Origin of the sequence: Vibrio sp. 2092, from assembly GCF_033339635.1 — a bacterium.
GTDB classification, from domain to species: Bacteria; Pseudomonadota; Gammaproteobacteria; order Enterobacterales; family Vibrionaceae; genus Vibrio; species Vibrio alginolyticus.
Map to the genome: position 1 here is coordinate 62,686 of NZ_JAWOUY010000003.1, position 12,722 is coordinate 75,407.

At 44.5% G+C, this 12,722-nt stretch carries 8 protein-coding genes; 1 reads left to right on the forward strand and 7 read right to left on the reverse strand.

Annotated elements, in window-relative coordinates:
- Nucleotide 1 precedes the first annotated feature (1 nt).
- From R7P80_RS06740 to hemL, 7 genes are all read right to left on the reverse strand, one after another.
- A complete protein-coding gene (locus R7P80_RS06740) occupies nt 2-1,027 on the reverse strand; it encodes an ABC transporter permease (RefSeq protein ID WP_047102642.1) in 1,026 nt (341 codons plus the stop codon).
- A gap of 2 nt (nt 1,028-1,029) precedes the next feature.
- Nucleotides 1,030-2,016, reverse strand: coding sequence for an ABC transporter permease (locus R7P80_RS06745; protein ID WP_005380038.1), 987 nt, complete (start codon nt 2,014-2,016; stop codon nt 1,030-1,032).
- 170 nt (nt 2,017-2,186) lie between these two features.
- Entirely contained in the window at nt 2,187-3,869 is a 1,683-nt protein-coding gene (locus R7P80_RS06750) for an ABC transporter substrate-binding protein (RefSeq protein WP_005380037.1), read from the reverse strand.
- A gap of 782 nt (nt 3,870-4,651) precedes the next feature.
- Nucleotides 4,652-8,038 (reverse strand): response regulator, encoded by a 3,387-nt coding sequence (locus R7P80_RS06755; protein WP_047102640.1) that lies wholly within the window; start codon nt 8,036-8,038, stop codon nt 4,652-4,654.
- Between the two features lie 226 nt (nt 8,039-8,264).
- Nucleotides 8,265-9,290 (reverse strand): 16S rRNA (guanine(1207)-N(2))-methyltransferase RsmC, encoded by a 1,026-nt coding sequence (gene rsmC, locus R7P80_RS06760; RefSeq protein WP_025768200.1) that lies wholly within the window; start codon nt 9,288-9,290, stop codon nt 8,265-8,267.
- Nucleotides 9,291-9,366: 76 nt separating this feature from the next.
- Nucleotides 9,367-10,452: an AI-2E family transporter gene (locus R7P80_RS06765; RefSeq protein ID WP_025768201.1), complete on the reverse strand. Its 1,086-nt coding sequence runs from the start codon at nt 10,450-10,452 to the stop codon at nt 9,367-9,369.
- A 345-nt stretch (nt 10,453-10,797) separates the two neighbouring features.
- Entirely contained in the window at nt 10,798-12,093 is a 1,296-nt protein-coding gene (gene hemL, locus R7P80_RS06770; protein WP_054579090.1) for a glutamate-1-semialdehyde 2,1-aminomutase, read from the reverse strand.
- Nucleotides 12,094-12,339: 246 nt separating this feature from the next.
- On the opposite strand from hemL, the gene erpA reads away from it, so the two are divergent.
- The gene (gene erpA / locus R7P80_RS06775) at nt 12,340-12,681 is read left to right on the forward strand and encodes an iron-sulfur cluster insertion protein ErpA (RefSeq protein WP_005380031.1); all 342 of its coding nucleotides are present in this window, start codon (nt 12,340-12,342) and stop codon (nt 12,679-12,681) included.
- Nucleotides 12,682-12,722 lie beyond the last annotated feature (41 nt).

The window sequence follows — 12,722 nt, forward strand, 5'->3', positions numbered from 1 at the left end:
ATTATTTATCTCCGCTCCATAGTGCATTTTGTGGTGCCAGTTCAGGCTCACGCTCTTTCTTGTCTTTTGCTGCTAGTTTTTTCCAGCGTTTCATGCCTTTGTGAGAACGAAGTTGAGGGTTCGCAATTTCGTCAACGGCAAAGTTCAACAGAGCAAGACCAGTAACCAGTAGTGTTAGGGCAATACAAGGTGCTAGTACTTCCCACCATGCGCCAATCAGCATGGCTGATGAGGTTTGCACGTTGTAAAGCATGATGCCCCAACTGATCGTGTTGGCATCACCCAAACCTAGGAACGAAATGACCGCTTCAGTGTTGATCGCCAACATTACTGAGCCAATGAAGCTCGCACCGACAATTGGGATAAGGTTTGGTAAAATCTCAACGAAGATGATGCGGAATGAAGACTCTCCCAATACTTCGGCAGCTTTAACGAACTCTTTCTCGCGTAGTGCCATAGTTTGAGAGCGGACAACACGTGCACCCCATGCCCAAGAAGTACCAGCGATAATCAAGGCAATGGTGAGTGGGCCTGCTTCACCGATAAAGGCCGCCAACACGAATAGCAATGGATACTGCGGGATTACTAACATGATGTTCATCGCGGCACTCAATACGTCATCCACTTTACCGCCGAAGTAACCTGCCGATATACCAATGACTGTTGCTAAGAAACACACGATGATGCCAGCACCAAAGCCTACACCCAGTGATACTCGTGCACCGTAAGCCACCTGCGACCAGATATCGCGACCCATTCGGCTAGTACCTAATACGTGGTCGGCCTTTTTAGACATAAGCAGTGTACGACGATCGTCTGCTAGGTTTTTAGCGACCCAACCATCAGGGTTGTTTTGTGCCTGTTTTACAACAAAGCTTGGGTATTCGTGTGGGTTACCGGTTCGCTTGTCTGGCGCATGCTTTGTAAGTAAAGGAGCGGCAATCGCAACGAACACGAACAGCGTAACAATGCCAAGACCAATGCGAGCAAATGCGTTACCTAAAATAAGTTTGAATAGTTCTTTCATGATTATTTGCCTCCCGTACGTAGGCGAGGGTCTAGAATCATGTACAGCATGTCAGCCATTAAGTTGAAGCACAGCATGAACATCGTCATGATAATTAACTGACCTTGAAGTACTTGGTAGTCACGAGCGTGAATTGCGTTCAATAGAACAGTACCTAGGCCTGGGTAGTTGAAAATCATCTCGATGATTAATTGACCTCCAATGGCCATACCTAAAGACATAGACAGTGCGGTAACACTTGGAAGTAGTGCGTTACGTGCGGCGTAATTAAAGACGACGCGGTTTTCACTCAGCCCTTTACCTTTAGCCATCGTGATATAGTCTTCGGCGAGAAGGTTGATCATGTTGTTACGCATGTTAACTAGGAAGCCACCAATTTGAACGATGGTTGCACAGAATAGAGGTAATACAGCGTGGTAACCCACGTTCTTGATGAACTCCCAGCTTGTCCAATCAGGAATAGTACCTGGCGTGTAAGCATAGCCAGATGGGAACCATTTCAGGCCAATCGCAAAGGTAAACAGCGCTAACATTGCGATAACCATTTGTGGAATAGCTTGAATGATCAATGTACCAGGCGTTACGAATGCATCGTACTTACTACCGCGCTTCCAGGCGGCAAAAATACCAAGGACAGAAGCGATGGAGAAAGAAAGTACAACCGCAGTACCAGCTAGAAATAGTGACCAGCCAAATGCACTACCTAGTAAAGAATTAACTGAAAGTGGGTAGAACTGGATTGAGGTGCCTAATTCCCAACTTAGAATGTTTTTAATGTACGAGAAGTACTGAATGTAAATTGGCCCATCAACGAAACCGAGCAGTTCTTTCATTGCTGCGATTCGTTCTGGAGTCACCTGTACTGAAGCATTAGCAAACATCATGGTAACTGGGTCACCAGGCATTGCTCGCGGAATAATAAAGTTTAACGTCGCTGCAACTAAGAGCGCGACAAGATAGAACGACAAACGTCTTAAAAAATAACCCATAACTCACACCTTACTCACCCAGATTTTTTCCCTGTTTCTGGTTTCAGGTCGCTCCTAGCGAAATTTAGAGCGAAAAATCCCCTGACGACTAGCGCCACATATTGGTTTCGTTAACAAGGGATTTTTATAGGCGGCACACGGGATGCATGCCGCTTGAAATGAACTTCTACTTATTTAACTGGTTTTAGGTCCAGTACGTGAAGTAGACGCTCTGGGATACCTGCCCAAATGTTTGGACGGCCCTTAGGGTTTTCTTCGTTCCACCAACCAGTGAAGCGAGTTGTGTTGTATTGGTACATGTACGCGCCAGATAGCACAGGAATAGTTACTTGGTCCTGAGCAATGATCTTCTGAATGCCATGAGCGATCTCTAGCTGTTCTTGCTTATCTGCTGTCTTGTAGAAGCTGTTAAGAAGACCGTCTAGCTTATCGTTCTTGTAGAAGTGCATTGCAAAGCGAGGCATGCCGTCACCAGCTTGTAGCTTCGAGTTGTAGCCACTATCCCAGTACAAGTGTGGATCTGCACCGTGGAAGTAGTTGGTGTAAGCAACGTCGTAAGTACCTTCTAGCATTGCTTGGTTGTATACCGAGAAGTCCGGTGTACGAGCACGAGCTTTAATGCCCACTTCTGCTAGTTGCTCAACGGCTAGTTGTACTGTGTTGTTGAAGTCAGTCCAACCGTTTGGTGATTGAATTAGAAGCTCGAAAGACTTGCCAGATGGTGTATCCACAAAGCCATCTTTGTTTACATCTTTGAAGCCAGCTTTAGCTAGAAGCTTTTTCGCACCTTCCGCGTTGTATGTGTTGTAGCCTTTGTACTTGTTGTGCGTCTCTTCATCAGACCAAGCTTCGAATGCGTAGCCAAGGCCAGATGCGAAGTCGTTCACTGTACCGCCGCCGTAGAAAGCGATATCAATAATAGTTTGACGGTCTAGCGCCATAGAGAACGCACGACGGAAGTCAACGTTAGTTAGCGCTTCGTTTTTCGCAGCGTCTGGGTTTTTGAAGTTCACTACAAATGCTTGAGTACCCGCTGGTGGGTACCAGTAGTGGTGATTCGGACTTGCTGCAGCGTACGTACGGTCGATGTCTGGTACGAATGAAGACGTCCAGTCCATTTCGCCGTTAACGATTTTGCCCAAGAATTGGTCGTTGTTCGCGATTTGCGGCACACGCAGACAGTCTACATCTAGGTTGTCTGCATCCCAATAATTCGGATTCTCACACTGGATATATAGCTGCGGTGTGAAAGTGTCGATTTCGGTAAATGGACCACTGCCTACTGGATTTTCGTTTGTGAATGTTGCTGGATCTTTTACTTTGCTCCATACGTGCTTAGGTACGACGGGTACTTTCGCAATTTCGTAAGGAACGTTTGAGTTTGCTTCGCTTAGACGGAATTTAACTTGGTAGTCGTTAACTTTTTCTACGCCAGTCACCCAAGAGTTGATACCAGATTGGTCTAGCTCTGGCTTCTCTTTAACTAGGTTGAAAGAGTAAACAACATCATCAGCGGTAAACGCTTTGCCATCAGACCATTTTACGCCCTTACGGATATCGAAGGTTACGCTCATCAGGTCATCAGCCATGGTAAAGTTTTCTGCTAGACGAAATACAGGCGTGTTACCGTGCATTTCGTTAAAAACAACGAGCGGCTCGTAAATAAAGTCGGTTGTTGTGTGCAGGTTAGTTGCACCCAAGAAAGGGTTAAAGTTACGAACGAAAGTTGTAAACTCTTTAGGGTGGATAGTCAGTTCACTGCGTTCAGCCGCAGTAGCTACCGATGCAAAACCTGTAGTAGCCGTTGCAATAATTGCTGTTGCTAGTGCTGTTTTTTTAATATTGGCAAGCATAGCTGTTCCTTACTATTTGCTTTCATTTCACTAAATGGAATTGAATGTCATCAATTGATAAACACTTTCTAAGACCTACCTCTTGTACATGCCTTACTCATTACAACATTGAGTTTCGCCAAGAGTGGCCTGTAGGCCTTAGGCAGGAGTAAGAAAACACCTTATCCATAAAATAATCAAACTTGATTCCCGTTAAAAACGTTAAAATCTCTGAGCTCTCCGTTATAAACGTTATTTTGGCTAATTTTAACCAGTAGAGGGACAAAAAATAAACGTTGATATGCGTCGCAGTTTATATCCTTGTTAATAATGAGTGTTGGTGATTACTAACCTGGTGATCTATTTAAAATATACGTTTCTTGCTTGGTTTCTAGGTTCGGAGATCTCGCTCACATGCAGAAATAGTGTTAATTAATCAGCTAAAAATTAATCTGCCGTTCTGTTGTGATTAAGTTCGCAATCTCTATCAATAGTTCGTCAAAATCCGCTTGTTATCTGAAAAATGGCCTTTTTTATCGACAGTTTTCTTCCGTTTGTTGTCCTTTTTTTATTGTATGAATGAAGTTTTTTCGGTTGCTCGAACTTACCTAGTTAAGACAAGTTAAATGGATAAGGTCGTACGTTTTGAAGACCAACAATAGATAGCGTTGTCTAACCGAATGTTCGTTATTGGAAATATGTTAATGGGGTAGGAAGAGGCGGTCTCTTTTATCTCAAGGAAGGGAATACTCGAATAACAAAAAAGCCCAGCATGCACGCTGGGCTAGTTTTTTTGATAAATATTAGCTGGTCAATAGTCGCTGTAGTTTATCTCGTTGTGCTTCTATGTATGCTCTCTCGGGGCTCTGTTCTTTGCAGTGTTCGAGAATGAACTCTATCGAGCTTAGCACCGTTCTCCAACGTGGTGTTTTGGGTAATGTTTCTATACGCATGTATTTATCTAAGGTGCGTGTTTGTAAAGTACTTCGGTCTAGATAAACGCGCCACAAGCCACTTTGCTCTGCAAATGCGAATTTACTTTCACCCGTTACAGATTCCCAATACTCTAAAGCATGTGTCATTGCGTCGACTAGAACTTCCCGCATAAGTTCTTGCTTGTCCTTTTTATTACCGAGTGCTTTGTCTGCAAGGCGCGTAAATTCTCCGCCAAGCTCTTTTAGCTTTTGCAATTGGTCTTTGTCACCATCAAATGCATAACTTGAAAGCACTTCTACGGCGGTTTCTAGATTATGTATGCGAGCGGCACTGGCTCCACCGCCGACATTAAAGATGTACATGATATCTAACCCTGAACCTTCAGGGAGCTTAAGAATGTCTGCTTCGATGTTCTGACGAATATCTTCAATATAGATATCAATCTTGCCACAGTAATGAGGTTGTTTGACGGTTAGATATTTAGGGGCAATCAGCTCATCAGCAGATGAGCGCTTTAGCTGTTCTAAGCTGCGCTTGAATAGCTTACAAGCAGCTTCGTTAGCAAAGCGAATACGCTTGTCTTCACGTAGACAGATGATAGCTTCAGGAGCCGATTCTAGCTGTTCCAACAAACGACCTTGAGTCTCAAGTAAGCTTGCTTCAACGACTGCTCGCTGTCTAAGTTCAGACTCTAGCACTTTGTTTTCCATATGGCGCATTTCTGCTTTACTTGCCGTTAAATGCGCTTGGATACGTGCCGCCAACTCTTGTTTATTAAATGGTTTCGATAAATAGTCGTTGGCTCCTGCCTCAAAACCTCTTACACGATCTTCTGTTTGACTGAGTGCGGTGAGCATAATGATTGGCAACTCGGCATGATCATAGGTTTCACGTAGTTCACTACAAACTTGGTAGCCGCTCATGCCTGGCATCATGATATCCAATAACAGAAGTTCCGGCTTCTCTTGCTCGACGAGCGCTAACGTTTCTGGCCCATCGGAGACGGTACGCACACGATAGCCCTCTAAACGTAAAAAGCTTTCAAGCACGCGTAAGTTTACTGGTTCATCGTCAGCAACATACAGTAACGGGCCGTCTGGGTTCTCTGGAAGTGATAAGTCTTCACTGTTCTCTACATTAACTTCAGGGATTTGGAAGTGTCCGTGCGCAGCTAGAGTCTGGGTTGCTAGGATTTCTTCTTTACTGGCGAGCGGTAAAGTGAAACTGAAGGTAGTTCCGACCATTGGTTGGCTACTGACGTATAACGAACCTCCCATTAATTCGATCAATTGGCGGCTAATGGAGAGCCCAAGTCCTGCACCTTGACGATAACGGCTCGCGTCTTGCCCTGCTTGGATGAGTGGTTCAAAAATATGTTCAAGTTGTTCTGCGGGAATTCCTTGTCCAGTATCCACGACTTGTACGCGTACATGATCATCTACCACATTAGCGGAGATAACAATTTTACCTTCTGAGGTGTATTTAATCGCATTGCCAATCAGGTTATATAGCACTTGTTCAAGGCGTTGCGGGTCAGCTGACACTGCTTTTAAATCCGCAGGGACTTGGTTGATGATGCGGATGGTTTTACTTCCAAGTAAATGGCTAGAAAGCTCTAAAACCAATCGTGTTGCACTGCCCAAACTCACTGCTGATTTCTGGATATCCATGCTTCCATAACGCATTTTATGATAATCCAACAAGTCATCGACTAGATTAGCGAGACGCTGACCACTTTTAATGATGATATCAAGCTGATATTTCTGGCTAGCGGGGATCGCGCCATTGGCGCCGGACGCTAAGGTTTCAGCAATCCCGACCATGCCGTGTAACGGTGTACGAAGTTCATGAGAAGTCGTGGCTAAGAACTCATCTTTTAATTTATCGGCCAATTGCAGTTCTTCATTCTGTTTCTGAATGATCTGTATGTTGCTTTCTAGTTCTTCATTTTGCTTCTTAATGGTTTGAATCTTCTCTCGAATAGAGCGTTGCATTCGTTCAAAGCTTAACGCAAGCCGACCAATTTCATCTTTACGAACCGTATTAAAAGACGTGTCATCAAGATCCCCTGCAGAGACCTTTTCGGCAACCCAAGTCAATTTCAGCAACGGAGAAGTGATAAAGTTTGATAAATAGTGAGAAGCGATCACCACAAGGATAATGGCGATCAACATAGCGATAACGAATAGTTTTTCGAGTTGATGTATACGAGCGAAAGCTTCGTTTTCTGGTAACTGTACGACGAGCGCCCAAATCACACCACGAGTTTCAATCGGTGCATAAGCCGCGATGATCTCTTCACCTAAACCGTTTGTGTAAGTGCCGACACCAAATGCACCAGAGAGTGCTTTATCGATCACTTCTAAACTGTTCTTAATGTCGTCTTGTTTCGTGTTAATTGTGCGAGGTTGGTGATCATTTCCAACCAGCAAGGTGTTAATTGATGACTCTCGGTTGGCGTCTGCGGCTAACTTAGTGATGCCATTATTTGGCAAGCGGAACATGGCATAGCTGTGTAGATAACCTTGCTGAACAATTGGTGCACCTAGCCAAGCGACTGATTTCCCCCCTTCCAGCTCGAAGTCAGACACAATCACAGGAGTGTAGTCTTCGTTTACTTTTCGACGTTCAGTCACATCATCGGCGAGACGCTTGAAAGTTTTGCCAAGTGCCGAGTCTTTGTAGGGGCCTGATAACAAGTTCGTTCCGTAGTTATCGTCTTTGTTGATCGAGTAGGTGACGTTACCATTGATGTCTACCAGCAAAATGTCATTAAAATCAGAGCGCTTGAGGAGCTCTAAGTAGGCCCAATGATAGCGTTTATGTAAAAGCCGGTAACGTTCACTTCCTACATAGTTGGATGACTCGGGTAACGTTGAGGTTTTGATTTGGTCTCCGCTGCCCTCGATGTAGCGCTGTTGGGCGTTTTTACGAGACTCTTCAATATCATTGCCTAAACGACTAAAAGCATTGACGAGACCGTAGAATCGGCCACCACTGGCGTAAGCCAACTCTGAGCGCACAAAGCCCATGACTTCGGTTTCTCGTGCCTCAAAGTAGTCGATGATTTGCTGCTGTTTTGTATCTCGAACAGACAGTAAGTGTGAGGTGCTTTGTTCTTGCAGATCTTTACTGTGGGACTGCAAGAAAAAGATCGCAGTAATGGTAAGAGGTGTGATACTGAGCACCAGAAATGCGGTCATCAGTGTACTCTGAAGGCGCTTAAATTTCTGTTTTTTGTAGAATTTAAACATGGATAAGATTACAACTCATAATGGGCAGTTCTAAAACATACTTCGCTGCCGAGGTTCTCGTTAAAAACGGATAAGATGTTCAACTAGATAGAATTAACAAAATTAACGAGTTTTTTTTCTTTGACAAGAAAGTTAGTTGTAAAGCGTGCAGGGTGACGCAGTTTTTCTTATGAGTGTTGAATTTATGAGAAAAAATCGCGCAGGTTTGTGCCTGCGCGGGGGGAAGTTATGATTTTTTCGCGTAGTAGATAGAAAATTTATTGGTCTTATTTAGCGTCTCGCAATTATTAAACGCCCGCTCGATAATTGGTGGGTATTTTAAGAAGCTATTCGCGACAATCACCATTTCGCCGTCTTTGGTTAGATATTGTGGTGCCTGACCCAACAAGGTTTCCGCTGCGTTGTAATTTGTGTCTAAACCACTGTGGAATGGCGGGTTGCTGATAATAAAGCGGTAGTCTTTTGCGGTATCCGAGTATATATCTGATGCAAATACGCGTCCGGATAAACCATTCGCTTCTAATGTGGCTTGGCTAGAAGTGATCGCATAAGCATTAATGTCACACATCTCAATCGCGATCTCTGGATTCGCTTTCGCCATAAACGCACCGAGCACACCTGCACCACAACCAAAGTCGAGCACTTTGCCCGACAGCTTAGGTAAGGTTTCAAGCAGCAATCGGCTACCTAAGTCGAACTCGCCATGGCTGAATACGCCAGGTAGGCTCTTAACCGCTAGCGACTGCTCACCGAGTGTAACAGTGTAAGACTTAAACCAATCTGCTTGGTTGAAAGGTTTTGGTTCATTGAGGCAATTACCCCAGTAAAATGAGCAGCGACGAGCAGAGTCGTACTTGTTCACAGGGCCGTATTCTTGGAACATCTTCTCTATGCTCTTGATGCCGGAGCGGTTTTCACCAACGATGACGATTTCGGTGTTAATGCCCAGTTTCGCCATCAACATCGCCAGCAAGTATTCTGCTTCAGCTTTTGCCTTTGGCCAGTATAAAAGGACCATGTCTGCTTTTGTTTCAACATCAAACACAGAGCCAAAATGACTTTTCACTTTGTCAGAGGTTTGAATTTGGCGGTAGTAGCTATAGTTGGAAGTAAACACTTCAACAGACTCACAATGAGCCACTAACTCAAGAGGAAATAGGTCTTCAACTTCACCAGCGACTAAAACGTGTTTTCCGTTGAAGTATTCAAGTTGGCGCTGAGCTATTTGGCTAGGAGCGATATAAGCAGACATAAATTTGGTTCATCAGAAATAATTTGGGGCAGATTTTCGCACAATCTGCCCCAAGCTTGAAGTGATTAAGCGGTGACTAGCTGTTGTCTTGTTGGTTAAGGAAGTCTTTGAATTCTTCCTCGTAGATATTAAACAGTACCATGGTCACGGCAAAAATAAGTGGGCCGTAGATAAGACCAATCAAACCAAACAGATGCAGACCACCCAGTAATGAGAAGAAAATCATAAGGGTATTCATGCCGGCGCTGCCTTGCATTAGCAACGGACGCAATAGGTTATCTATAGAGCCAACGACAACTACACTCCACACCGTCAAGAAGATAGCCCAAGTCATATCGCCTGTTAAGAACAAGTACGCTGCTGCAGGAATCCAGATTAGTGCGGTTCCTACCACTGGAATGAATGATGCAAAGCCCATCATTGTTCCCCAAAATAACCCAGGGAAGCCGGCGAGCCACATACCGATACCGCCAGCCAGACCTTGAGCAATCGCTGTCATGAATGAGCCCATTACGGCTGATTTAGAAACTTGCTCTATCTCTGTCAATATGCGGTCTTCTTGGCTACGTGAGAGTGGCAGGATATGACGAATCGCAGAGATAATTTTGTCGTGGTCACGAAGCAGAAAAAACAGCACAAACAGCATTAGGAAGAAGTTCATTAGGAAGTTGGTTGCGTCTCCTAAAATCTTTGCGCTGATAGCGACTAAGTTAGAGCCAAACGATGTGGCAAATTGACCAATTTTCTCAGCAATGGCTTTGGGCTCGATTTTATCAAAAGGTAAGTACTCATTAACAATCGATAAGCCTTTGATAACGAAAGGATGTTGGAATATATCTTGGATGCCACCATTGGTAACCCAATTATATGTATTTTGTGAGAAAACAGAGCCTTGCTGAACAATGGCGGCAAACACAAATAAAAGCGGGATAACAATAATAAACGTCAAGACGACACATGACAGCAGTGCCGCCATATTGGGGTGCTTGGGAATTTTCTGCTCAAACCATTCGTGTATCGGAAACATGAGCAAAGAAATGATAAAAGCCATCACAATTGAATTGATATATGGCTCAACCAATAAGTAGCAAGCAAAAGCAGCGGCGAGTAAAGCAACCATTAGTACTCGGTGACTCGACGTTATTTTTACATTATTTGGCATGGTATTAGTCCAACTTACAGGTGACGTTTACGGTTTATGCCTTCAATGATGGCATGTAACCTTTATTACTTTGCACTCTTAACTCTTTCAAGCTTATGACAATGCCGAATTAGAGCAGGGCGATGTACCTTGCTATAATGACTACAAATCAGTCGGTTATCAATCAAGAGATGAGCTATGGGTTGTTGCAACGGTGATAAAAAGTGTCAAACCGAGAAAAAAGCTAAGCGAATACCGTGGTTTGGCATTGTCGTTGGGGTATTAGCGATATTGGTTATTTTGAATTGGCAATAAAAAAGGACCGTTACGGTCCTTTTCTAAATGCGTTATCGCCGTTTTTAGCGATTACTTCGCTTCTTCTGCAAGAACAGCAAAACAGCGGTCAGCAGCTTCTAGTGTGGCATCAATCTCTTTTGAACCATGAGCGAGTGAAGTAAAGCTCGCTTCAAACGCAGATGGCGCAAGGTAGACACCGTGTTTTAGCATTAAGTGGAAGAAACGCTTGAAGCGTTCTACATCGCACTTCGTTACGTCTTCGTAGCAAGTTACTTTTTCTTGGTCAGTGAAGAAGAAGCCGAACATACCGCCCACTTGGTTAACAACTAGCGGAATACCGTGTTTTTCTGCTAGAGACTTAAAACCTTCAGCAAGTTGTTTCGTTTTAGAAGCTAGGCGCTTTTCGTTGCCTTCTTCTTTTAGAAGGTTCAAACATGCGTAGCCTGCTGCCATTGCGACAGGGTTACCGGAAAGGGTACCAGCTTGGTAAACTGGGCCTGTAGGTGCAACGTATTGCATCACTTCTTTACGGCCACCGAAAGCACCTACTGGCATACCGCCACCAATCACTTTACCCAGTGTCGTTAGGTCGGGTTTGATGTTGTAGTGTGCTTGCGCGCCGCCTAGAGCAACACGGAAGCCTGTCATTACTTCATCAAAAATTAGTAGCGTGCCTTCTTGATCACAGATTTCACGTAGCCCTTCGTGGAAGCCTTCCACTGGTGGAATACAGTTCATGTTGCCTGCTACTGGCTCAACGATGATACAAGCAATTTCGCCTTTGTTAGCAGCAAATAGCTCGCGTACAGAATCTAGGTCGTTGAATGTTGCTGTTAGCGTGTGTTTAGCAAAATCTGCAGGAACGCCAGGAGAGCTTGGTTGGCCTAGAGTTAGTGCACCAGAACCTGCTTTTACTAGCAAGCTATCAGCGTGGCCGTGGTAACAACCTTCAAATTTCATGATCTTATCGCGACCGGTGAAGCCACGTGCAAGGCGAATCGCGCTCATAGTAGCTTCAGTACCAGAACTTACCATGCGGATTTGCTCCATTGATGGAACAAGCTCAGAAACTAATTCTGCCATCGCGATTTCAAGTTCTGTTGGCGCACCGAAGCTAAGACCGCGTTGCGCTGCATCAATTACTGCTTCGCGGATAACCGCGTGGTTGTGGCCAAGAATCATTGGACCCCAAGAGCCAACGTAATCAATATACGCTTTACCATCGGCATCAAAAATCAGTGGACCGTCTGCTCGTTCGATAAATAGCGGAGAGCCGCCAACGCCGTTGAATGCACGAACTGGTGAATTGACACCGCCAGGGATGGTTTGCTGAGCTTTTTGATACAGCTCTGATGATTTGGTCATGGGGTTATCCTCTTTTGATTGCTCGGACCAAGTGGAGCGCATTGTACCTAGCTATAATCAAGTTAGAAACGTTTTGCTTAATTTATGTGTTGTTTCGCAGTGTAATCTTATATATCCGCATCTGTTATAAAGAATCGGCGGCGAATACTTGAACGAGTTTGTCAGGTATTGGATAATCGTCTCAATTAGCACAAATTTGACGTCTTGCTTCAGGCTTGACGCATTACACGAGTGAGAGAGGTCTTCGTGAGCGAAGTAAACGTACCATTATCTTTTTCTGACGCAGCAGCATCTCGCGTTAAAGCATTGATTGCTGAAGAAGAAAACCCAGCATTGAAACTGCGCGTATACATTACTGGCGGCGGCTGCAGCGGCTTCCAATACGGCTTTACTTTTGATGAAAATGTAAACGAAGGCGATACAACAATCGTAAACAGTGGTGTAACACTGGTTGTAGACCCTATGAGTCTGCAATATCTCGTTGGCGGTATTGTTGACTACACAGAAGGGTTGGAAGGAGCGCGCTTCTTCGTAAATAACCCCAATGCAACGACAACATGTGGTTGTGGTGCATCGTTCAGTGTGTAATTAACACCTAACAGGCAGCTAATGGCTGCCTGTGCTTTATG

Coding starts and splice junctions, on each gene's coding strand:
- R7P80_RS06740 (WP_047102642.1), bottom strand. CDS start 1,027: ATGAAAGAACTATTCAAACTTATTTTAGGTAACGCATTTGCTCGCATT.
- R7P80_RS06745 (WP_005380038.1), bottom strand. CDS start 2,016: ATGGGTTATTTTTTAAGACGTTTGTCGTTCTATCTTGTCGCGCTCTTA.
- R7P80_RS06750 (WP_005380037.1), bottom strand. CDS start 3,869: ATGCTTGCCAATATTAAAAAAACAGCACTAGCAACAGCAATTATTGCA.
- R7P80_RS06755 (WP_047102640.1), bottom strand. CDS start 8,038: ATGTTTAAATTCTACAAAAAACAGAAATTTAAGCGCCTTCAGAGTACA.
- rsmC (WP_025768200.1), bottom strand. CDS start 9,290: ATGTCTGCTTATATCGCTCCTAGCCAAATAGCTCAGCGCCAACTTGAA.
- R7P80_RS06765 (WP_025768201.1), bottom strand. CDS start 10,452: ATGCCAAATAATGTAAAAATAACGTCGAGTCACCGAGTACTAATGGTT.
- hemL (WP_054579090.1), bottom strand. CDS start 12,093: ATGACCAAATCATCAGAGCTGTATCAAAAAGCTCAGCAAACCATCCCT.